The 21,160-nt window shown below is 60.7% G+C and carries 22 protein-coding genes; 12 read left to right on the forward strand and 10 right to left on the reverse strand.

Annotation, left to right across the window (positions count from 1 at the left end):
• Nucleotides 1–20 precede the first annotated feature (20 nt).
• Both ACIPZE_RS17530 and ACIPZE_RS17535 read left to right on the forward strand, forming a co-directional pair.
• The gene (locus ACIPZE_RS17530) at nucleotides 21–557 is read left to right on the forward strand and encodes a chalcone isomerase family protein (RefSeq protein WP_400774179.1); all 537 of its coding nucleotides are present in this window, start codon (nucleotides 21–23) and stop codon (nucleotides 555–557) included.
• A gap of 158 nt (nucleotides 558–715) precedes the next feature.
• On the forward strand, nucleotides 716–2,035 hold the full coding sequence (locus tag ACIPZE_RS17535; RefSeq protein ID WP_283435958.1) for an Nramp family divalent metal transporter: 1,320 nt from the start codon (nucleotides 716–718) through the stop codon (nucleotides 2,033–2,035).
• 226 nt (nucleotides 2,036–2,261) lie between these two features.
• Here ACIPZE_RS17535 and ACIPZE_RS17540 read toward each other — a convergent pair whose 3' ends face one another.
• The 3 genes from ACIPZE_RS17540 to ACIPZE_RS17550 are packed head-to-tail and all read right to left on the reverse strand — an operon-like array spanning nucleotide 2,262 to nucleotide 4,843.
• Nucleotides 2,262–3,443 carry an acetyl-CoA C-acetyltransferase gene (locus ACIPZE_RS17540; RefSeq protein ID WP_400774183.1) on the reverse strand — a complete coding sequence of 394 codons (1,182 nt, stop codon included), beginning with the start codon at nucleotides 3,441–3,443 and terminating at the stop codon, nucleotides 2,262–2,264.
• An 11-nt stretch (nucleotides 3,444–3,454) separates the two neighbouring features.
• The gene (locus tag ACIPZE_RS17545; RefSeq protein WP_103306906.1) at nucleotides 3,455–4,120 is read right to left on the reverse strand and encodes a CoA transferase subunit B; all 666 of its coding nucleotides are present in this window, start codon (nucleotides 4,118–4,120) and stop codon (nucleotides 3,455–3,457) included.
• A 24-nt stretch (nucleotides 4,121–4,144) separates the two neighbouring features.
• Nucleotides 4,145–4,843, reverse strand: coding sequence for a CoA transferase subunit A (locus ACIPZE_RS17550; RefSeq protein ID WP_129394564.1), 699 nt, complete (start codon nucleotides 4,841–4,843; stop codon nucleotides 4,145–4,147).
• A gap of 293 nt (nucleotides 4,844–5,136) precedes the next feature.
• Between ACIPZE_RS17550 and ACIPZE_RS17555 the strand changes: the two genes are divergently transcribed.
• Complete coding sequence (locus ACIPZE_RS17555; protein ID WP_400774187.1) at nucleotides 5,137–6,024, forward strand: LysR substrate-binding domain-containing protein; 888 nt, start codon at nucleotides 5,137–5,139, stop codon at nucleotides 6,022–6,024.
• A 345-nt stretch (nucleotides 6,025–6,369) separates the two neighbouring features.
• On the opposite strand, the gene ACIPZE_RS17560 is transcribed toward ACIPZE_RS17555, so the two are convergent.
• Nucleotides 6,370–7,212, reverse strand: coding sequence for an NAD-dependent protein deacetylase (locus ACIPZE_RS17560; RefSeq protein ID WP_400774190.1), 843 nt, complete (start codon nucleotides 7,210–7,212; stop codon nucleotides 6,370–6,372).
• A gap of 55 nt (nucleotides 7,213–7,267) precedes the next feature.
• A complete protein-coding gene (locus ACIPZE_RS17565) occupies nucleotides 7,268–8,314 on the reverse strand; it encodes a class I SAM-dependent methyltransferase (RefSeq protein WP_400774192.1) in 1,047 nt (348 codons plus the stop codon).
• A gap of 459 nt (nucleotides 8,315–8,773) precedes the next feature.
• On the opposite strand from ACIPZE_RS17565, the gene ACIPZE_RS17570 reads away from it, so the two are divergent.
• Together ACIPZE_RS17570 and ACIPZE_RS17575 are read left to right on the forward strand one after the other, a co-directional pair.
• Nucleotides 8,774–9,613, forward strand: a complete 840-nt coding sequence (locus ACIPZE_RS17570) for a DUF692 domain-containing protein (RefSeq protein ID WP_400774195.1) — start codon at nucleotides 8,774–8,776, stop codon at nucleotides 9,611–9,613.
• Nucleotides 9,606–10,358: a DUF2063 domain-containing protein gene (locus ACIPZE_RS17575; protein ID WP_400774198.1), complete on the forward strand. Its 753-nt coding sequence runs from the start codon at nucleotides 9,606–9,608 to the stop codon at nucleotides 10,356–10,358. Before ACIPZE_RS17570 ends, ACIPZE_RS17575 begins: the two co-directional genes overlap by 8 nt.
• An 89-nt stretch (nucleotides 10,359–10,447) precedes the next feature.
• Here the strand turns inward: ACIPZE_RS17575 and ACIPZE_RS17580 are convergent, their stop codons facing one another.
• Both ACIPZE_RS17580 and ACIPZE_RS17585 read right to left on the reverse strand, forming a co-directional pair.
• On the reverse strand, nucleotides 10,448–11,761 hold the full coding sequence (locus ACIPZE_RS17580; RefSeq protein WP_283435966.1) for an ATP-binding protein: 1,314 nt from the start codon (nucleotides 11,759–11,761) through the stop codon (nucleotides 10,448–10,450).
• Nucleotides 11,758–12,498 (reverse strand): response regulator, encoded by a 741-nt coding sequence (locus tag ACIPZE_RS17585; RefSeq protein WP_400774201.1) that lies wholly within the window; start codon nucleotides 12,496–12,498, stop codon nucleotides 11,758–11,760. Before ACIPZE_RS17585 ends, ACIPZE_RS17580 begins: the two co-directional genes overlap by 4 nt.
• A 295-nt stretch (nucleotides 12,499–12,793) precedes the next feature.
• Between ACIPZE_RS17585 and ACIPZE_RS17590 the strand changes: the two genes are divergently transcribed.
• Nucleotides 12,794–13,000 (forward strand): hypothetical protein, encoded by a 207-nt coding sequence (locus ACIPZE_RS17590; RefSeq protein WP_283435967.1) that lies wholly within the window; start codon nucleotides 12,794–12,796, stop codon nucleotides 12,998–13,000.
• Between the two features lie 48 nt (nucleotides 13,001–13,048).
• Entirely contained in the window at nucleotides 13,049–14,260 is a 1,212-nt protein-coding gene (locus ACIPZE_RS17595) for a cytochrome c biogenesis protein DipZ (RefSeq protein WP_400774204.1), read from the forward strand.
• A 15-nt stretch (nucleotides 14,261–14,275) separates the two neighbouring features.
• Here ACIPZE_RS17595 and ACIPZE_RS17600 read toward each other — a convergent pair whose 3' ends face one another.
• A complete protein-coding gene (locus tag ACIPZE_RS17600) occupies nucleotides 14,276–14,737 on the reverse strand; it encodes a GNAT family N-acetyltransferase (RefSeq protein WP_400774207.1) in 462 nt (153 codons plus the stop codon).
• A gap of 225 nt (nucleotides 14,738–14,962) precedes the next feature.
• Between ACIPZE_RS17600 and ACIPZE_RS17605 the strand changes: the two genes are divergently transcribed.
• A complete protein-coding gene (locus ACIPZE_RS17605) occupies nucleotides 14,963–15,235 on the forward strand; it encodes a DUF4242 domain-containing protein (RefSeq protein ID WP_129394553.1) in 273 nt (90 codons plus the stop codon).
• Between the two features lie 33 nt (nucleotides 15,236–15,268).
• Complete coding sequence (locus ACIPZE_RS17610) at nucleotides 15,269–16,081, forward strand: class I SAM-dependent methyltransferase (protein ID WP_400774210.1); 813 nt, start codon at nucleotides 15,269–15,271, stop codon at nucleotides 16,079–16,081.
• Between the two features lie 126 nt (nucleotides 16,082–16,207).
• Here the strand turns inward: ACIPZE_RS17610 and pcsA are convergent, their stop codons facing one another.
• Nucleotides 16,208–16,930: a phosphatidylcholine synthase gene (gene pcsA, locus ACIPZE_RS17615; RefSeq protein WP_129394551.1), complete on the reverse strand. Its 723-nt coding sequence runs from the start codon at nucleotides 16,928–16,930 to the stop codon at nucleotides 16,208–16,210.
• A 261-nt stretch (nucleotides 16,931–17,191) separates the two neighbouring features.
• On the opposite strand from pcsA, the gene ACIPZE_RS17620 reads away from it, so the two are divergent.
• Nucleotides 17,192–17,950 carry a tellurite resistance TerB family protein gene (locus ACIPZE_RS17620; protein WP_400774214.1) on the forward strand — a complete coding sequence of 253 codons (759 nt, stop codon included), beginning with the start codon at nucleotides 17,192–17,194 and terminating at the stop codon, nucleotides 17,948–17,950.
• 91 nt (nucleotides 17,951–18,041) lie between these two features.
• Here ACIPZE_RS17620 and ACIPZE_RS17625 read toward each other — a convergent pair whose 3' ends face one another.
• Nucleotides 18,042–18,500: an REP-associated tyrosine transposase gene (locus tag ACIPZE_RS17625; protein WP_400774217.1), complete on the reverse strand. Its 459-nt coding sequence runs from the start codon at nucleotides 18,498–18,500 to the stop codon at nucleotides 18,042–18,044.
• Nucleotides 18,501–18,801: 301 nt separating this feature from the next.
• On the opposite strand from ACIPZE_RS17625, the gene ACIPZE_RS17630 reads away from it, so the two are divergent.
• Together ACIPZE_RS17630 and ACIPZE_RS17635 are read left to right on the forward strand one after the other, a co-directional pair.
• Nucleotides 18,802–20,178 carry an iron-containing redox enzyme family protein gene (locus ACIPZE_RS17630; RefSeq protein ID WP_400774220.1) on the forward strand — a complete coding sequence of 459 codons (1,377 nt, stop codon included), beginning with the start codon at nucleotides 18,802–18,804 and terminating at the stop codon, nucleotides 20,176–20,178.
• A gap of 11 nt (nucleotides 20,179–20,189) precedes the next feature.
• Nucleotides 20,190–21,143, forward strand: a complete 954-nt coding sequence (locus tag ACIPZE_RS17635; protein WP_283435975.1) for a class I SAM-dependent methyltransferase — start codon at nucleotides 20,190–20,192, stop codon at nucleotides 21,141–21,143.
• The last annotated feature ends 17 nt before the right edge of the window (nucleotides 21,144–21,160 follow it).

Genomic DNA, 21,160 nt, shown 5'->3' on the forward strand with positions numbered 1-21,160 from the left:
TTGCCGGAGTCGCTACCGCGATGAACAGAACACCCAAGGTGTTGCGTGGATGTTGCGGCATCGGCTTGTGGGCCTTGTTGTTGACGCCGACGTGGGCCAATTGGCAGGACGCGGTGCCTGGTGCGCAGATCATCGGTTCCGGCGACTTCAGCGTGTTCGGTTTCGATGTGTACAACGCGCGGCTGTGGAGTGCCGCGCGACCGTTGGCCGAGGGGCAGCCGTTTGCCCTGGAGCTGATTTATCGCCGCAGCATCTCGCGCGAGGACCTGGTGAAAGCCAGCGTCGACGAAATCAAACGCTTGGCCGGCGCCAACGTCAGCCCCGCGCAACTGGCCGGCTGGCAGATCCAGATGCAGCAATCGTTCATCGATGTGCAGGCCGGCACGCGGATTACCGGGGTGTATCTGCCGGGGCAGGGCGCGCGGTTTTTTGTCGGTCAGCAGTTGCAGCATGAAATCGATGATCCGTTGTTTGCCCGGGCGTTCTTCAGTATCTGGCTTGATCCGCGCACACGCAGCCCCGAATTGCGGGAGCAGTTGTTGGGTGTGAATCGCTAAGGTCAAAAGATCGTCCGAACGCGGCCCGAGCCTGCGGCAGCTCCTACATTTGAAATGCGTACCCTGTAGGAGCTGCCGCAGGCTGCGATCTTTTGATCTTCTAGCCAGCAACTGAAACGTCTAAGCTGCATCTTTCCGACTTGTTTCTGGATGTGTGCGTGAAATTCAGTTTGCCCAAAATCGCCACCGCGCCGTTTTGTCCGCCGGAAGTGGCCGGCAGCGTCGCGGTGGATCCGAGTGCCCCATTCTTCAAGCGCGTGTTGCGTTTCGCCGGCCCCGGTTTGCTGGTGTCGATCGGCTACATGGATCCGGGCAACTGGGCGACCGCCATCGAAGCCGGTTCGCGTTTCGGTTACAGCCTGTTGTTCGTGGTGTTGCTGGCGAGTCTGGCGGGCATGGTCGTGCAATGTCTGTGTTCGCGCCTGGGCATCGCCACCGGACGCGATCTCGCGCAGCTGTCGCGCGAACGCTACAGCACGCCGGTCGCCCGCTTGCAGTGGGTGTTGGCGGAGATTTCGATCATCGCCACCGACCTTGCCGAAGTGCTCGGTTGTGCGCTGGCGTTTCACTTGTTGCTTGGCTGTTCGCTGACCTTCGGCATTGCCCTGACGGCGTTCGACACCTTGCTGGTACTAGCCCTGCAGAACCGTGGCTTCCGCCGACTGGAAGCGATCATGCTGGTGCTGGTCGCGACCATCGGCGTGTGTTTTTTCGTTGAGCTGATGCTGATCAAACCCTATTGGCCGGACGTCTTTCAAGGTTTCAAACCCTCTCTGTCAGCCATCAGCGATGCCGCGCCGTTGTACCTGGCCATCGGCATTCTCGGCGCGACGGTGATGCCGCATAACCTCTACCTGCACACCTCGATCGTGCAGACGCGCATGATCGGCAAGGATCTGGCCAGCAAGCAGGACGCTGTGAAGCTGGCGCGCATCGACACCATCGGTTCGCTGGCGCTGGCATTGCTGGTCAACGCGGCGATTCTGATTCTCGCGGCAGCGGCGTTTCATCAGTCGGGGCATACCGAGGTGGTCGATATCCAGGACGCCTATCACTTGCTCGATCCGCTGGTTGGTGGGGCATTGGCCAGCGTACTGTTCGGCGTGGCCTTGCTCGCCTCGGGGCAGAGTTCAACCTTCACCGGCACCATCGCCGGCCAGGTGATCATGGAGGGTTACCTCAACCTGCGGATTCCGTGCTGGCAGCGGCGCCTGATCACCCGGGGGCTGGCGCTGATTCCGGCGTTTATCGGCGTGTGGCTGATGGGCGATAACGCGGTGGGCAAGTTGCTGGTGCTGAGTCAGGTGGTGTTGAGTTTGCAGCTGCCGTTCGCGTTGTATCCGCTGATCCGCATGACCAATGACCAACAGCTGATGGGGCCGTTTGTGAATCGGCTGCCGACGCGGGTGTTGGCGTGGGGGTTGTTTGTGGTGATCAGTGGGGCGAATGCGTGGTTGATCCTGCAATTGGCTGACTGAGGTTTTGTGGTGTGAGGGCTGGCCCCATCGCGAGCAGGCTCACTCCTACAGGATCGGGTTCACAAATCCCTTGTAGGAGTGAGCCTGCTCGCGATGGCGTCAAAACATTCAACAAATATTTCGAACAGACAAAAAAATACCCGGGGCAACGCAAGTCGCCCCGGGTTTTTTGTTGCCGAAAAACGGCGGATGTCGTGGATCCGCCGCCCTCCGTTGAACCCTTTGCTTAAGCCCGTTCCAGTGCCAAAGCCACACCCTGACCGCCGCCGATGCACAGGGTCGCCAGACCCTTTTTCGCATCACGCTTGATCATTTCATGCAGCAGCGTCACCAATACACGGCAACCCGACGCACCGATCGGGTGACCCAGTGCGATGGCGCCACCGTTGACGTTGACCTTGTCCAGATCCCATTGCAGATCCTTGGCCACCGCCAGCGATTGCGCGGCGAAAGCTTCGTTGGCTTCGATCAGGTCGAGTTGCTCGATGTTCCAGCCAGCCTTGTCGAGGCAACGGCGGGTCGCCGATACCGGGCCGATGCCCATGATCGCCGGGTCAACGCCCGCGTTGGCGTAAGCAGCGATTTTCGCCAGCACCGGCAAACCGAGGGCTTTGGCTTTTTCCGCGCTCATCAGAATCACGGCGGCGGCGCCGTCGTTCAGCGACGAAGCATTACCGGCGGTGACGCTGCCGTCCTTTTTGAACGCCGGGCGCAGTTTCGCCAGCGATTCGGCGCTGGTGTCACCGCGCGGTTGCTCGTCGACCTTGAAGGCAACCGGATCGCCCTTGCGCTGCGGAATCAGGATCGGGGTGATTTCATCGACAAAGCGACCGGCCTCGATGGCGGCGGCGGCTTTCTGCTGCGAGGCGGCAGCGAAGGCGTCCTGCTGCTCGCGGCTGATCTCGTACTTGTCGGCGAGGTTCTCGGCAGTGATGCCCATGTGGTAGTCGTTGAATGCATCCCACAGACCATCGCTGATCATGGTGTCGACGATTTGCGCGTGGCCCATGCGCAAACCGGTGCGGGCGCCCGGCATCACATAGTTGGACAGGCTCATGTTTTCCTGGCCGCCGGCGATGATCACGTCGGCATCGCCGCAGCGGATCGCTTGCGCGCCCAGGTGCAGAGCCTTGAGACCCGAACCGCAGACCTTGTTCAGGGTCATCGCCGGTACCGCGTGCGGCAGGCCAGCCTTGATCGCCGACTGACGCGCCGGGTTCTGACCGGCGCCGGCGGTCAACACCTGGCCCATGATCACTTCATCAACCTGTGCACCGTCCAGACCGGTCTGCGCAAGCAACTGGCGGATCACCGCCGCGCCCAGATCCACCGCGGAAACGCTGGCCAGGGATCCCTGGAAACTGCCGATCGCGGTACGCGTGGCGGCAACAATTACGACGTCTTGCATTTTCGAATTCCTCACTCGGCAGCGAACTGCATTTCCGGTACGTGATCCGGGACGATCAGTTTACCAGCGGTTTTGGCGACGATTTCCTCGACGCTGACGCCAGGTGCGCGTTCCTTGAGGACAAAAGCGCCATTTTCGATTTCCAGATAGGCGAGGTCGGTCAACACGCGTTTGATGCAACCAGCGCCAGTCAGCGGCAGACTGCATTTGGACAGCAGCTTGGACTCACCGTCCTTGGAGGCGTGGGTCATGATGACGATGATGTTGTCCGCGCCGGCCACCAGATCCATCGCGCCGCCCATGCCCTTGACCAGTTTGCCGGGGATCATCCACGAAGCGATGTTGCCTTCGACGTCGACCTCGAACGCGCCGAGCACGGTCAGGTCGACATGGCCCCCGCGAATCATCGCGAAGGATTCGGCGGAGTTGAAAATCGACGCGCCGATGCGTGCGGTCACGGTCTGTTTGCCGGCGTTGATCATGTCGGCATCGATGGTGTCTTCAGTCGGAAACGGGCCCATGCCGAGCAGGCCGTTTTCCGATTGCAGCATGACTTCCATGCCTTCGGGAATGTAGTTGGCGACCAGGGTCGGAATGCCGATGCCGAGGTTCACGTAGTAGCCGTCCTGCATTTCGCGGGCGACGCGCTGAGCCATTTGTTCGCGGGAAAGTGCCATGTTTTTATTCTCCGTCAGCCTGAATTATTTGCGGATGGTGCGCTGTTCGATGCGTTTTTCGAACGTGCCGCAAATGACCCGATCGACGTAGATGCCCGGGGTGTGAATGTGCGCCGGGTCGAGTTCGCCGGGTTCGACGATTTCTTCGACTTCAACCACGGTGATCTTGCCGGCGGTGGCGGCCAGCGGATTGAAGTTCTGCGCGGTGTGACGGTAGATGACGTTGCCGAAATGGTCGGCTTTCCAGCCTTTGACGATGGCGAAGTCGCCAGTGATGGATTCTTCCATCAGGTACTTGCGACCCTTGAATTCACGTACTTCCTTGCCCTCGGCAACCGGGGTGCCGACGCCGGTGGCGGTGAAGAAGGCGGGGATGCCGGCGCCGCCCGCGCGCATTTTCTCGGCGAGGGTGCCTTGCGGGGTCAGGATGACTTCGATTTCGCCTTTGAGCAGTTGCTCTTCGAACAGCTTGTTTTCGCCGACGTAGGAGGCGATGACTTTGCTGATCTGACGGTCGGTGAGCAGCACGCCGAGGCCAAAGCCGTCGACGCCGCAGTTGTTGGACACGACAGTGAGGTCGCGGGTGCCTTTGCGCTTGATCTCGGCGATCAGGTTTTCCGGAATGCCGCACAGACCGAAGCCGCCGGCGATGACGGTCATGCCGTCCTCAAGCCCGGCCAGGGCTTCCTCATAGGAACTCACGCGCTTGTCGAAACCTGCCATATGCACCTCTTTTATTATTTGCGGGCGGCTGGCTAGCCGAATGGTTGGAGTGTCTCGCTGGCGGATATATTTGTTAAGTTGATTTTTAAGGTTAATTGATAGATAAAACTCAATAGTCGCGTTATGGCGTGCTGCTTTGATCGTTCCCCACGCTCCGCGTGGGAATGCCTCTAGGGACGCTCCGCGTCCAGTGACGCGGAGCGTCACGGGCTGCATTCCCACGCAGGAGCGTGGGAACGATCATCATGGCTTGCCGCTTAACGCTTGTAGCTTACAACTGGAGCGAAGCGACCATGACCATCAAACAGATCCGCGCCTTCCTCGCCGTCGCGCATAGTCTGAGTTTCGCCGTGGCCTGCGAGCGGTTGCACCTGTCGCAATCGGCCTTGAGCCTGACCATCAAGGCGCTGGAGGAAGGTTTGGGCGGGCGCCTGTTCAGCCGCAACACGCGCAACGTCGCGCTGACCCCGGAAGGCGAATCGCTGCTGCCATTGGCCCGACGGTTGATCGCCGACTGGGACAACGCCGAAGACGAAATGCGCCAGCGCTTCAGCCTGCAACGCGGGCGGGTGACGCTGGCGGCCATGCCGTCATTTGCCGGTAACCTGCTGCCACCGATTCTGAAAACCTTTCGCGCGCGCTATCCGAACGTCAACGTCACGGTCAACGACGTGATCAATGAGCAGGTGCTGGAAATGGTCCGCGATCGCCAGGTTGAACTCGGCGTGGCGTTCGAACCGATGCAGAACACCTCGATGACGTTTACGCCGTTGTACATGGATCGCTTTGTGGCGGTGGTGCCAAAGGATTCGCCGCTGGCCGGGCGCAACGAGATCGATTGGCAGACCTTGTTGCAGGAACCGTTCATTACCTTGCAACGACCGTCGACGGTGCGGGTGATGCTCGAGGAGCACTTGCAGGCGCGCGGGAAGAAGTTGCCGGTGGAGTTTGAAAGTCATCAATTGGCCACGGTCGGCAGGATGGTTGCCAGCGGGCTTGGCGTCAGCGCGGTGCCAGCGTTGTGCGCCGAACAGATGCTGGAACTCGGCGCGCACTGCCTGACACTCAACGACTCGGTGGAACGGAACATCGGCGTGCTGACCGAACCGGGCAATGAACTCTCGGCAGCGGCGCAAGCACTGTTCGATATTCTCAAGGCTGAAGATCTCGGGCGACTGTGAGATCTACCCCCTCACCCCAACCCTCTCCCCCCAGGGGGGCGAGGGGGAAGGGAGCTGATCGGGGGCATTTCAAAAGATGGGTTCGACTCGAAATTTACAGGTCGATGTATTGCCTGAGAACAACTCGGTCAGTTCCCTTTCCCTTGGGCGAGGGCGAGGGCGAGGGCGAGGGCGAGGCCTAGTGCTAGGGGGAAGGGAGCTGATCGTGGTTATTCAGATCGTGAGCTCGACTCAGCATTTTCAGGTCGCAGTATTCAGCCCAGACAACTCGGTCAATTCCCTCTCCCTTGGGAGAGGGCTAGGGTGAGGGGCTTGGGTCCTGAGTCGAGCACAGAGTGCAGCCATTCACCGGTCCAGATCCCTCGCCAACAACGGCAAAAGCTGTTCACACGACGCTTCAATCTTCAAATCCAGCAAATCATCCGCCCGTGTTTTGCCCAGATTGATCGCGATCAGCGGCTTACCGCGATCGGCGATCACCCGGCACAGGCGAAACGCCGAATACGCCATCAACGAAGAGCCCACCACCAACATCCCCGCCGCATTTTCTGCCGCCGCCATCGCCCGAGCCGCCGTGGGCTGCGCGACGTTCTCACCGAAAAACACCACGTCTGGCTTCATCCGTTCGCCAGCGCAATGCGGGCAGTGCGGCACTTGAAAACGCGCCTCGAACGCCGGGTCGAGCAGGGTGTCGCCGTCCGGCGCCTGCACCGCATCGACGCCGGCCAGATAGGGATTTTGCCGTTCCATCAATTGCTGAATCGAATCACGCTCACTGCGCTGAGCGCAGTCCAGGCACAGGACGCGATGCAGGCTGCCGTGCAGTTCGATCACATCCTGACTGCCGGCCTGATCGTGCAGGGTGTCGACGTTCTGAGTGATCAAGTCGTGGATCAATCCACGGTGCTGTAAGTCAGCCAGTGCCGCGTGCGCTGCGTTCGGCTGTGCCTGACGCACCCTCGGCCAACCCAGCATGGCCCGCGCCCAATAGCGGCGGCGTGATTCGGGGGCGGCCAGAAACTCCTGATACATCATCGGTTGCCGGCCACGGCGCACACCGTCTCTGTCGCGGTAATCCGGAATCCCCGACGGCGTGCTGATGCCGGCTCCGGTCAGCACGATGAAATCGCCATCAGCCATCACCTCTTGCAAGGTGTCGAGTTGTTCGCGGGTCGGGCTGTCGAGCATGGTCAGCGCTCCGGGGAAGGACTTTGCCAGCAGGTTAGCACGCGATCCGCGCAGGTTACTTGCGTGCCTCCAGTATCAGGTTGAACGGCGTTTGCGCCGCGCGGCGGAATTGTTTGAAACCGGCCTCGTTGAAGACTTTGCGCAGGCGCATTTCCCCGGCCTGCGCACCGAGGCCCAGGCCGACTTCCTGTGACAGCGAATTCGGCGTGCAGATGAACGTCGACGCGGCATAAAACAGGCGTCCGACCGGGTTGATGTTGTCGTCCAGTTTATCGTTGGCGAATGGCTCGACCAGCAACACAGTGCCGTCATCCTTCAACGAGTCGAAGGCATGCCGCGCGGCACCGATCGGGTCGCCCATGTCGTGCAGGCAATCGAAATAGCAGATCAGGTCATAGTTATCGCGCGGATAATTTTTCGCTGTGCCCTGGAAGAACTTCGCCCGGCTGCTGACGCCGCCTTCTTCCGCGCGCTGGGTGGCGACGGTGATCGACGGCGCGTGATAATCGAAGCCAACAAAGCGCGAATTGGGAAACGCCTGCGCCATGATCACGGTCGAGGCGCCATGGCCGCAGCCAATGTCGGCGACTTTGGCACCTTTTCCGAGTTTGTCGACGACGCCCTCCAGCGCCGGCAGCCATTCGGCGATCAGGTGACCTTTGTAGCCCGGACGGAAAAACCGTTCGGTGCCGCTGAACATGCACGGATGGTGATCGCCCCACGGCAGGGCGCCGTTGCCGCGCATGGCTTTGACCAGTTTGTCCTTGTCATGGAAAAACGACGCCACCACGCCCAGCCCGCCGGCGACGTACACCGGTGAATCTTCCACGGCCAGCGCCAGTGCCTGTTCTTCCGGCAAGCGAAACTGGCCGTCGCGGTGCTCCATGTAGCCGGAGGCGGCGTGCGCGCTGAGCCACTCGCGTACCAGCCGTGGGTTGCAGGTGGTTTTTGCCGCGAGGGCTTCGGGGCTGATCAACTGACTGTCGGCCATCGCCCGGTACAGTCCGAGTTCCTCGCCAACAATGACATTGGCGAGCATCGCCGCACCGCCCATGTCGTTGACCAGTTTGCCCATGAATTGGTTGAGTTTGAGTTCGTCCATGATGATGCTCCTGTGCCTGGATCACGATCCAGAGGTCTTGCTTATCCCAGGCATACACCTCTGGGGTGTGGTCGTCTTGGGTTCGAGCGAAAGCCGCGTCCTGCGTGCCATCGCCCCGGTTGCCCTGTGTGTGAACAGGGTACTCAGGAGTTTAGTCGCCCGGGGCAATTCGGGGGCATTTCAAGTGCGCAGTTTGCACTTCCTCTCTAATGGTCATGCCGCCCGTTGGAGCACCACTATAAGACGCACATTTGTACGTCCGATACTGTCAACTTTGACAGGTATTAAAAGGTGGCTTTTTATCGCGTTTGCGCTGCGTCAGCGCCGTGTATCTCCGTGTATCGCCGTGTATATACATGGGCGGGTGATACGCAATGTGGCAAAAGTCGGCGGGCTGGACACAGCTCGGATACAGCCAGCATTTCTACTGTCGGGGTCGGCCAATACTCAAGGTGCCCCATGTCAAACTTCAAAACATCAATACCTTCGCGCGTCGGACTCGGTCTGCGCCGTGGCCTGCTCAAGGATCTGCAAGCCGCCAGCGCAGGTGATTTCGACTTCCTTGAAGTCGCCCCGGAAAACTGGATCGGTGTCGGCGGTGCCCACGGTGCGGCTTTGCGCGAGTTGGCCGAGCGTTATCCGTTGTCCTGCCACGGCCTGTCGCTGTCGCTTGGCGGCTCGGCGCCGCTGGATGTTGGATTTCTTCAGGAAGTCCGCGCGTTTCTCGATCATTATCACGTGCCGCTGTACAGCGAACACCTGAGTTATTGCAGCGATGACGGTCATCTTTATGACCTGCTGCCGCTGCCATTCACCGAAGAAGCCGTGCACCACGTCGCGGCGCGGATTCGTCAGGCTCAGGATATTCTCGGCCGGCGTCTGGCGCTGGAAAACGTCTCCTATTACGCTGCTCCGCGCCAGGACATGGACGAAGTGTCGTTCACCAATGCGGTGTTGCGTGAGGCCGATTGCGACCTGCTGCTGGACGTCAACAACGTCTACGTCAACTCGAACAATCACGGTTTCGATCCGCTGGAATTTCTCGCCGGGATCGAGCCGGGCAGGGTGGTGGGCATGCACGTCGCCGGGCACTTCGATGAGTCCGCGACGCTGAAAATCGACACCCACGGTGCTGCGGTGAAACCTGTGGTTTGGGCGTTGCTGGCCGAGGCGTATAGACGTTTTGGTGCGCAGCCGACCTTGTTGGAACGGGATTTCAATTTTCCGGCATTTACCGAGCTGGTCGCAGAACTGCAGACCATCCGCCAGCTGCAATCCCGGGAGGCCAGCCATGGCTAACCTCTTGCAGCAACAACAGGCGCTGACCCGATATCTGCGCGATCCTGACAACCAGTCCCCGCCGCCCGAGATGAACATGGCGCGGGTCAATGTCTATCGCGATCTGCTGTTGAATAACGTTTCGGCGTTGTTGAGTCCGACCTTTCCGGTGCTGATACGGATCATCGGTGCGGCACGCTGGCAAACGCTGGTGCGCGGGTTTCTGCGCGACTACCGCGCACAGACGCCCAAGTTTGCCGAGATCGCCGAAGAGTTTGTCGGTTTTCTCGCCAGCGCACCCGAGATCTTGCGCACGGGCGAATGGCCGGCATTTGTGCTGGAGCTGGCACATTACGAATGGGTGGAAATGGCCTTGCAGCAGGCCGCCGCTGAACCATTACCGGTGGGCGATCCGAAATTTTTACTTCAGCGGCCATTGCAGGTTTCGGCGCTGGCCTGGCCATTGGCTTATGCATGGCCGGTGCAGCTGCTGTCGCCGGATTATCAGCCGTCGATTGCGCCACCACAGCCGACGCTGATTCTGGTGCGGCGAACGGCTGATTTCAGTGTGCAGTTTTCCGAACTCAGCCCGTTGGCCTGGCGCATGTTGCAGCGCATCACCGAGTTTGCGTCTCTGACCGGGCGTGAGCAGTTGCAGGGAATGGCCGAGGAGGCTGGCGAGGTCGGCAACACCTCGTTCATCGACGCTGGCCTGGCGTTATTACAGCAGCTGCAAGCAGATCAGGTCATCGGCCTGGCAACCTGATCCACTGTAGGAGTGAGCCTGCTCGCGATAGCGTTCCTACAGTCGAATGTATATTGACTGACGGGACGCTATCGCGAGCAGGCTCACTCCTACAGGTTTTGCTGCAGCGGCAATTTCAGCTCGGCGCAGAGGCCGCCACCCTGGCGATTGCTCAAGGTCAACGAGCCGCCCAGCGCCATCGCCAATTGCTGGGCGATGGCCAGGCCAAGCCCTGTGCCGCCAGTGCTGCGATTGCGCGAATTTTCCACGCGATAGAACGGTTCCATCACTTTTGCCAGTTGCGTTTCGGCGATGCCCGGGCCGCGATCCATGACGGTAATCGCCAGGCTGCCCTTGTTCGCTTCGACCCAGACTTCGGCGCTGCCGGCGAATTTCAGCGCGTTGTCGGTGAGATTGACCAACACCCGGCGCAGCGCATGCGGGCGGGTGTCGACCACCACTTCGCTCTTGCCCACCAACTGCACATTCTTGCCCATGTCCTGATAGTCGAACACCAGACTTTCGAGGAATGAATCCATGTTGGTGCGCCGGCTTTCTTCGGTCGAGCCATGAATGCTGCGGGCATAGGCCACGCCTTCGCGCACCAGATGCTCCATCTCGCCGAGGTCATTGCACAGTTTGTCTTTTTCCACTGAGTCGTCCATGAACTCGGCGCGCAGTTTCATCCGCGTGATCGGGGTTTGCAGGTCATGGGAAATCGCTGCCAGCAGTTGCATGCGTTCCTTCAGATACGCGGCGATCCGCGCCTGCATCGCGTTGAACGCACGCGCCGCGTACACCACTTCAGTCGGGCCTTGTTCGTGCAGATTGATCGGATGCGCATTGGGGTCGAGGGTTTCCACCGCATTGGCCAGACGCGTGAGCGGACGGATGGCGATGCGCACCGCCAGCCAGGTGCAGGCAATCATCAACGCCAACTGCCCGAGCAGCACCACCGGCAACCACGGCGACAGCGGCACCATCGCCGGGCGCACATCGATGGTCACCGGGCTGCCGTCGCTCAGGCGCAAATGCCCCTGAAAATGTTTTTGCGCGCCGGCAATATCGCTGAAGGTCAGCGGGTATTGCTCGCCGATGGCCTCGGTGATCGAGGTGACGGCAATCGGCACATTGTCTGAGGCAATCGGCGTGCCCGCTTCGCCCTCGCTCAGCAGATAGCCGTAATTGGCCCGCGCCAGACGTTGCAGCCAGGCCGGACGCTCTTCGGCGGGCAAACGGTCGAGGATGGCGATCGAGGTCGAAACGTCGGTTTCGAGGTTGCCGAGCATGGTGTTCTTCGCGCTCTGGTAACGCTCGTAATACTGCGCGCCGAATGACAGCGCCTGGGCGAGGATCAGCCCTATCAGGAAAATCAGCGACAGCCGCGAGGCGAGGGTGCGCGGCCAGTGCAGGTTCAGCTTCATGCCGGGGCACCGAGGATCTCGATCGGTAGCGAAAACACATAACCTTCGCTGCGCACGGTCTTGATATAGGCCGGCTCGCGCGCATCGTCGAGCAGACGCTGACGCAAGCGGCTGACCAGCAAATCGATCGAGCGGTCGAACAGATCGGCGTCGCGGCCCTGGGTCAGGTTGAGCAACTGATCGCGGCTGAGCACACGTTGCGGATGATCGAGAAACACCCGCAGCAAACGGTATTCGGCGCCACTCAGCGCGACCATGGTGCCGTCCTTGTCGAGCAGATGGCGTGCCGAGGTGTCCAGTTGCCAACGACCGAACGCCAGTAAACGCCCAGCTTCGGTAACCACCAGATTGGGCGGCAGCATGCGCGTGCGCCGAAGCACAGCGTTGATCCGCGCGAGCAGTTCACGGGCGGCGAAGGGTTTGGTCAGATAGTCATCGGCGCCCATTTCCAGACCGATGATGCGATCGGTTTCATCGTTGCGCGCAGTCAGCATCAGCACCGGTGTGGCTTTGTGTTTGCCCACGCGTAATTCCCGGCACAGCTGCAGGCCATCGTCGCCCGGCATCATGATGTCGAGGACGATCAGGTCGACGGTATTGGCTTCGAGAAAACTGCGCATCTGTCGGCCATCGGCGACCACCGTGGTGCGCAGGCCGTTTTTCTTCAGGTAGTTGCCGACCAGCTCGCGGATCTCGCGGTCGTCGTCAACGATGAGAATGTGATCGACATGTTCCATCGCCCAGAACCTCTATCAAAGGGAATGCCGTGCAGTCTACCGAGCCTTTGCCGGCGCGCCTGCCTGCCTTTGTATTGCAGTGTATCTGCGGTGACAACCGATACACGGAAACGCAAATACCTGGTTTTTTCAGGGTTCTGTATCGCTGTGTATCCCCGCGCGGCATGGATACACAGCGATTTACCCGCGCCGTTTGCCGACACATCCGTGATACCTCGCGGGCTTCAAATGAGCGCCATCGAGGCCTCCACCGAGCGCCTCGACTCAACTCCACTGAAGCCTTGAGGAAAACGCCATGAACAAACTCTCACGTTTATTGACCGCCAGCGCTTTTGCCTGCGCCGGTTTTGCCGCCCATGCCAACGCTGCGGTTGAACAGCATAGCTGCCACAGCGGCAGCTGCTTTCAACTGACGCCGCTGGTCAATGCTGATGACCTGGTTGTCGAAAACGGTGCCAGCCGCACGCCGCAGAGCCTTTGGCTGGAAAGCCAGAACGCTTGAAGCCCTGGCCTCAGTCAGACCGTGCCCATTCACCTTGAGTGATCGACCATGTACCTCATCGCATTTCTCGGCGGTCTGCTGACCGTCCTCAGTCCCTGCATCCTGCCGGTGGTGCCGTTCCTGTTTGCCGGCGCCAATCGCAAGCGCTCGGCGATCCTGCTGACCTTGGCCGGCATGGCCCTGACTTTTGCCCTGATTTCCAGCCTGGCCGTGGTCAGCAGCGAGTGGGTGATTCAGGCCAGCAACAGCAGTCGTCACCTCGCGTTGATCGTAATGATGTTGTTTGCCTTGTCGTTGATTTCTGCGCGCATCGGTGACTGGTTGACGCGGCCGTTTGTGGCGCTCGGCAACTGTCTCGATGCAGACACGCGCAAAAACGCCGGGCCGCTGACATCGCTCCTGCTCGGCGTCGCCACCGGTCTGCTGTGGGCGCCCTGCGCCGGGCCGATTCTCGGTGTGATCCTGACTGGCGCGATGGTGCATGGCGCCAATGCCCACACCAGCCTGTTGTTGCTGGCTTATGGCGCGGGCAGCGCCTTGTCGTTGGCAACGCTGATTTTTGCCGGTCGCGGCCTGGTCAATCGTCTCAAACCGTCGATCCCGTTTACCGGTTGGTTGCGGCGCGGGGCCGGTGTTGCGGTGCTTGCTGCAGCAGTGCTGATTGCCACGGGAGCGGACAAAACCCTGCTTGCCGGCACCTCTTCCACAGGCGTCGCGACGGTCGAGAGCAGCGTGCTGGAAAACCTGCCGAAAGCGCTCGACTACTTCATCAGCAAAGTGAAAGCCGATTCCATGCCGGACGCAAGCAAGGGGGGGATGCCGCCGCTGTCCGGTGCCGTGCAATGGCTCAACTCGCCTGAGCTGAGCGCGCAATCGCTGCGCGGCAAAGTGGTGCTGGTGGATTTTTGGACCTACGACTGCATCAACTGCCAGCACACGCTGCCGTATGTCAAAGACTGGGCGCAGAAGTACCAGAAGGATGGCCTGGTGGTCATCGGCGTGCACACCCCGGAGTACGGCTACGAGCGGATCATCGACAACGTCAGGGATCAGGTCGCGAAACTCGGCATCACCTACCCGGTGGCCATCGATAACAACTACGCGATCTGGCGCAGCTTCGACAACCAGTACTGGCCGGCGCATTACCTGATCGATGCCAAGGGGCAGGTGCGCTACAGCCACTTCGGCGAGGGACGTTATGCAGAGCAGGAACAAATGATCCGGCAACTGCTGCAAGAGGCCAAAGCACCATCCGCCTGATCAAACTTCAATGGCTCAGAGGTCGCGCACCATGAGCCAATGTTGATTATCCCAGGCGCGGAAGTCTTCCAGCGTCTGCCAGCCGCGTTTGGCGTAGTAGTCCTGCTTGTTCTGCGTGTGCAGATACAGTCGTTTCAGTCCGCGCCTTTGCGCTTCATCGCAGACGCCTTCGATCAACTGTTCCGCCAGACCTTGTCCGCGCGCCTGTGGGTCGACGAAAACGCAGGCCAGCCACGGGCCGAGGTCAGGCCGATGGGCGAGATCATCACGAGCCAGCGCGGCACCGCCGATCAATCGGTCACCGTCGAAGGCGATCAGGCACGACCACTCGCCATTGCTTTGGCCATCGGCAAATTCGCGCTGCCATTCAGCCAACGGTTGATGGGCATATTCGTAGTGGAACTGCTGGTGAATCCAGGCGGCATACGTGTCGCTGTGATGCATGTGGCCGGCGAGCCAGTCGAGTTGCAGTGACATCGGTCGAGTCCGTTGCGTTGGCGAACGCGCATCAAAAACCAATGTCCGGCGCTTGGCAATCCCGACGGTGTTGCAGCGGCTTAACAGATTGCCGCCGCTCATCGGCAAAGCCGCTGTTTTGCGCGGTTGCCGGACGATTGGCAGGGACGCCGGCCGGCCTCGGCGCGATAGTGCTGAAGCAGGGTCACTGCCGGCTCTGCCACATAACAAGAACGCGAGGTTGCCATGCCGAAATTCGTGATTGAACGCGAGATTCCAGGGGCCGGAAAGCTGTCGGAAGCAGAACTCCAGGCCGTGTCGCAAACGTCCTGCCAGGCGTTGCGTCAACTTGGCCCACAGGTGCAGTGGCTACAGAGTTACGTCACCGCCGATAAAATCTACTGCGTCTATATCGCCCCTGATGAGGAGCAGGTGCGCGAGCACGCCAGGCTCGGAGGATTCCCGGCCAATAGCGTGGCGCGGGTGATAACGGTCATCGACCCGACCACCGCCGAATGACCATCGTCCCGACTTGCAGCGGAGCTCGACCTCATGAGTACACCGATTGATTTCACTGCCTTGAAGGAACGCCAGAAAGTCGCCTGGGCCAGTGGTGACTACGCCGTGATCGGCACCACACTGCAAATCGTCGGCGAAAACCTCGCCGAAGCCTGCAATCTGCTGTGCGATGAAGCGGTGCTGGATGTGGCTGCCGGCAATGGCAATGCGACGCTGGCGGCGGCGCGGCGTGGCTGTCTGGTGACCTCGACCGATTACGTCGCAGCCCTGCTGGAAAGGGGTCAGGATCGCGCCCGGGCCGAGCATCTGGACGTGACGTTCCAAGTCGCCGATGCCGAAGCCTTGCCGTTTGCCGATGACAGTTTTGATGCCGTGCTGTCGACGTTTGGCGTGATGTTCGCGCCGGATCAGACCAAGGCTGCTGGCGAGTTGGGACGAGTCTGTCGCCGAGGCGGGCGTATCGGTCTGGCCAACTGGACGCCGGAAGGCTTTGTCGGCCAGATGTTCAAAATCCTCGGCCACCATCTGCCACCGCCCGCCGGTGCGCAACCGCCATCGAACTGGGGCTCGGACGCTTGGCTGCACAAACACTTCGATGACCGCGATTTTCTGGTGCGCGTAACCCGGCGCGAGTTCAACTTCCGCTATCGCTCGGCGGCGCACTTCATCGACATCTTTCGCCATTGGTACGGGCCGGTGCACAAGGCTTTCGCGGTGCTGGCGCCGGAAAGCGCGCAGGCGCTGGAAAGCGATCTGGCGGATTTGCTCAATCGCATGAACCGGGCGGGGGAGGGATCGCTGGTGGTGCCGAGCGAGTATCTGGAGGTGGTGATCAGTAAACGCTGAGTGGAGATCCCTGTGGGAGCGAGCCTGCTCGCGAAAGCGTTGTGTCATTCAACACAGATGTTGTCTGACACTCCTTCTTCGCGAGCAGGCTCGCTCCCACAAGGGAAATGTAGTTGGGGCGAAGGTCTATTTCACGGGCGGCCGCTCAAACCATTCCAGCGCCGTGCGCCAGATGCAGATCCCCAGAAAGTAAGCCGACATCAGCAACCACAGCCCCATCACCAGCGGGTTTATCACCGGGTGCTGGAGCACCAGCGACAGGCTGCACAGCAACCAGATCGCCGTCACCGCGATGTTGATCGGCATGAAGCGGCGCACGCGGAAGGGGTGCAGAAATTTCATTTGCGTTACGGTCAGCAGCGCCAGGCCGATCACGGTCAGGAAGGTGATCCACGGCCCCGGGCCGATGATGTACAGGCACAGGGCAACGACATTCCACGCGGCCGGGAACCCGACGAAATAGTTGTCCTTGCTCTTCATGTTGACGTTGCAGAAGCAGAACAGCGACGACACCAGAATCAGCGACACCGTCAGCAGCAGGGTGTAGTCGGGCAGGGGAATGTAGCGATAGATGAACAGCGCCGGAATGAACACGTACGTCAGGTAATCGATCACCAGATCGAGGATCGAACCGTCGAAACTCGGTAGCACCGATTGCACGTTGACCTTGCGTGCCAACGCACCGTCGAGGCCGTCGACGATCAGCGCGACGCCGAGCCACATCAGGCAGTGGGTCGGCTGGTTTTCCAGCAGGGCGAGGGTGGCCAGGAATGCAGTGACCACGCCAGTCGCAGTAAAACCATGGGCGCCCCATGCTTTGAGCCTGGCGATGTGTACGGTCGATATCACGGGGGCGTTCTCCAGAAAAATGAAGCAGGCCGGGTATCACCCTTGGGCAGCAAGGGCGCCGGCAAACCGGGTCGGGGTTGCAGCTATCGACCGGTTTGGCCGGGATAAGGTTCACCCTCCTTGAATCTTAGCTGGCCACGGAAAAATTACGCGAGGGAAATACCCTGGCGGATTCAGCGTCAGCCCAACGGTGCTGGCGCTCCGGCCGCAGCGGTCTATCGTTGCCAGACGCAGTCACGGCCTTAGCCTGAGGATGACGTCATGAACACCAGCGATTTGCTCGAACAACTGCTGCGAGGCCAGGCCTCGGCGGGACAACAAACCAGCGCCTCGACCGGTGATGGCCTCGGCGGGCTCGGCGGCTTGCTGGGCGGTCTGCTGGGTGGCGCTGACGCCAGCGGCTCGCGCGGTGGTTCTGCGGGCGGTGGGCTTGGCGGTCTGGGTGGTTTGCTCGGCGGCCTGCTGGGTGGTGGTGCTGGCGGGTTGGGCGGCGCCTTGGGTGGCGGAGGCGGTACGCAAAGTCGCTCCGGTGGCAGCAATTACGCGGCGCTGGCATCACTGGGGATGATGGCGTACCAGGCTTATCAAGCCTGGCAACGCAGCCAGGCGAGCGCGGCGCCGCAACAGCTGCCGCAAACGGCCAATCTGCTCGCCGGTCCCGATGTCGAAGAACACAGCCACGCGGTGCTGCGCGCGTTGATTGCGGCAGCCAAGGCGGACGGGCGCATCGATGAAAACGAGAAACACCTGATCAGCAGCGAAATCGGCAAGCACACCGACGACCCGCAGTTGCAGCAATGGCTCGATGCGGAAGCAGCCAAGCCGCTGGACGCGAGCGAAGTGGCTCAGGCAGCGAATGGCGATCCGGCAATCGCCGCTGAGATGTACGCGGCGAGTGTGTTGCTGGTGGATGATCAGCAGGACGCTGAGCGCAGTTATCTGGACGCGTTGGCGGCGGCGTTGCGGATTGATCCTGAGTTACAGGTGCATCTGGAGCAGCAGGCCAAGGGGCAGGCCTGATGCGAAAGTCAGAAGTCAAAAGATCGCAGCCTTCGGCAGCTCCTACAGGGGGAGCGTGTTCGCGCAAAACGCGGCTGCGATCTTTTGATCTTCAAATCCAAACCGCATCCCAGAGCGGGTAATCCCCCAACCGCTGCACCAGCCCGGCCCGCAAAGGGTTCATGACGATATATCGCGCGACACCCTTGAGATTTTCCTCCCGACGCAACGCCCGTTCGTGATAACCGCGCTGCCATAACCGCCCCTGACTGCCACGTCGAATATTGATCGCCCGACAGCTTCGCGACTTCACACGGCACATCAGTTGCGCCAAAGAACCTTGCTTTAGCTCAACCAGCCAATGCAGATGATCTGGCATCACAACGAACGCCAGTGACGTGACCATTCCCTCGTCATTGGCCGTACGCATCTGTTCAACCAATAGTCTTCCCAACTTACAATCTGAAAACACCGACTGACGTTCGTGAACAACTGCAGTGAGCAGATAAATACGTCCAGCCTCGCTATATCGTCCTTTGCGCAATCCGAACGCTTTTGCCGCAACAGGCATTCCTTTGCCCTCCAAAACCTAACGTCCCTAAACCATAGCCAATCCTCACCTACACACCGATCCAACCCATTGCACGATGTAACCCTGTAGGAGCTGCCGAAGGCTGCGATCTTTTGATCTTGATTCTGATTTTAAAAAACAGGGTCAAAAGATCGCAGCCTGCGGCAGCTCCTACAGGGGGGATTCGGTGGCCGTCCGTCCGGGCAATTTTCACGTCGATTGAATTTTTCGCAGGCGCAGCCTCTCTGCTGCTGTAGAGGCGTGTGAATCAGCGCCCTGCCAACCGACCGAGATCATTGCCATGACTGTCCTGACACGCCTGCAAGCTGCGCCGGCCCAACTGCAATCGATGAATTGCGCGGGGAACATACGGCCGATTTATCAAGCCCTGTTGGACGAGGAAAACCCGCAACCGCTCGCTCAAGCGTTCTTGCAGGAGCACCTGCAACACGCCGCGCAACTGCCCGACCCGCTGCCGCAAGACCCCGCCACGTGGCACGCCTGGGTGACCGCGCATTGCGCTGATGTCGCCGGGCAATACGCCCAATACCTGCAACAACGCAAAGCCGGCGGGCCACGGCAGTTCTTCGCCTGTAAGGCGCAGGCGCTGTATTTTCTGCAAGCCGTGGCGCCGACCAAACTGGTCGACGGCGCGTGGCTTTGCGGCCTGTTGCCACACTGGCAGGATCCACGCTTCGCGGGCTTGCTGTGCACCTATCTGGAAGAATTGGGCGAGGGTAATCCTGCGCAGAATCACGTGGTGATCTACCGCAAACTGCTGGCTGAACACGATTTGCAGGACAGCACTGCGATTGCCGATGAGCGCTACCTGCAAGGTGCGTTGCAATTGGCCCTTGGCGCCTGCGCGGCGGATTATCTGCCGGAGGTGATCGGTTACAACCTCGGCTACGAACAGTTGCCGTTGCACTTGTTGATCAGCAGTTATGAACTCAGTGAGCTGGGCATCGATCCGTATTACTTCACCCTGCATGTGACCATCGACAACGCCAGCACCGGCCACGCGCAAAAGGCCGTGCAGGCGGTACTCGACCTGCTGCCGATCGAGGCGGATCGCGCCGATTTCCTGCGCCGGGTGTCGTTGGGCTATCGACTCAATGACCTGGGGCAGGGCAGCCGCGCGATCATTGAAGGGTTTGATCTCGAACGTGAGCTGCTGGCGATGTTCGAGCGCAAGCGCCCGTTCGGCCAGCACATGCATTCCGACTATTGCCGCTTCGAAGGGCAGACCGTCAATCAATGGCTGAGCGCTCCAGAGCGATTGCCGGGGTTCCTCCAGGCGTTGCAGAACAAGGGCTGGATCAAGCGCAATGAAGACCCGCAAGGCAGCCGCTTCTTCCAACTGATCGACGGCGATGGCGCGGCGATGTTCGGGGTTTTCAGCGCTTATGAAAAGCAACTGATCCACGACTGGATTGCCGCCGACTGGACGAGCCCGAACGCACCGAAAACCGTGCGGCGTCACACCCAGTCTTCGGCGCCATTGCCGGTCTGCGATGAGGATCCGGATGTCCAGCAGCTCAACGCGGCCCTGGAGGGCAAGGACGGAATCGCGCAAATGCCGATCCTGATTCCCTGGCTCGCGCCCGCGCGTCACGCGCATCCGGCCGGGCTGCTCGCCACCCGCCGGTTTATCGAACTGAAATCGCGACTGCCTTAAGGACCTTGCCCATGAATCAGGAAGAACAGCTGTGCGCCAACGATCTTGCGCTGCTGCAATTGGGCCGGCGTTTGCAGGCTGACAACTATCGTTTCATCACCCCGACGCCGCTGACTCATCAGCGCGTCAACCAACGCGCCGAGGGCCAGCCGGCTGACTGCCTGCGTGATGTCTTTGGCTGGTCGCGGCCGTTCGAGCCGGGCTTGTTGTCTGCCGATGAACAACGCCAATTGCAGGACGCGCAGATTCTCGATGCCTGCGAGGGGCGCTTGAAGAGTCGCGTGCGCTGGTCAAGCCTCGATGACTTGCTGTTCGTGCATTCGGCGTTTCCCACCGATGCGGCGGACGCGGTGTTCTTCGGCCCCGACACTTACCGTTTCGCCCAACTCATCCAGGCGCATCTGCAGCAGAACTTCGCAACGATCCGGCGTGCGGTAGACATTGGTTGTGGCGCTGGCGTCGGTGCGATCCTGATTGGCCGTGCCCGCCGCGAGGCGCAAGTGCTGGCGCTGGACATCAATCCCGCCGCGTTGCGCCTGACCACGATCAATGCCGCGCTGGCGGAGGTGGCCAATGTCGAAGCACGCGCCAGCGATCTGTTGCAGGGGGTCGATGGCGAGTTCGACCTGATCGTCGCCAACCCACCGTACATGGCCGATCCGGCAGCTCGCGCCTATCGCCACGGCGGCGGCACGCTGGGCGCAGGGCTGTCGCTGCGCATCGTCGAACAGGCGCTGAATCGGCTGACCCCCGGCGGCTCGCTGCTGCTTTATACCGGGGTGGCAATGGTCGACGGCCGCGATCCGTTTCTCGACACGGTGTTGCCACGGCTGGACGCCAAGCGCTTCGGCTGGACTTACCGTGAACTTGATCCCGATGTGTTCGGCGAGGAGCTGCTCAATCCTGGCTATCAACGGGTCGACCGGATCGCCGTGGTTGCGCTGACCGTAACCCGAATTGGCTGAAGCAAGGCAGGTGCGCG

The sequence above is a fragment of the Pseudomonas sp. NPDC089741 genome (assembly GCF_044748825.1).
Classification (GTDB): Bacteria; Pseudomonadota; Gammaproteobacteria; order Pseudomonadales; family Pseudomonadaceae; genus Aquipseudomonas; species Aquipseudomonas helmanticensis.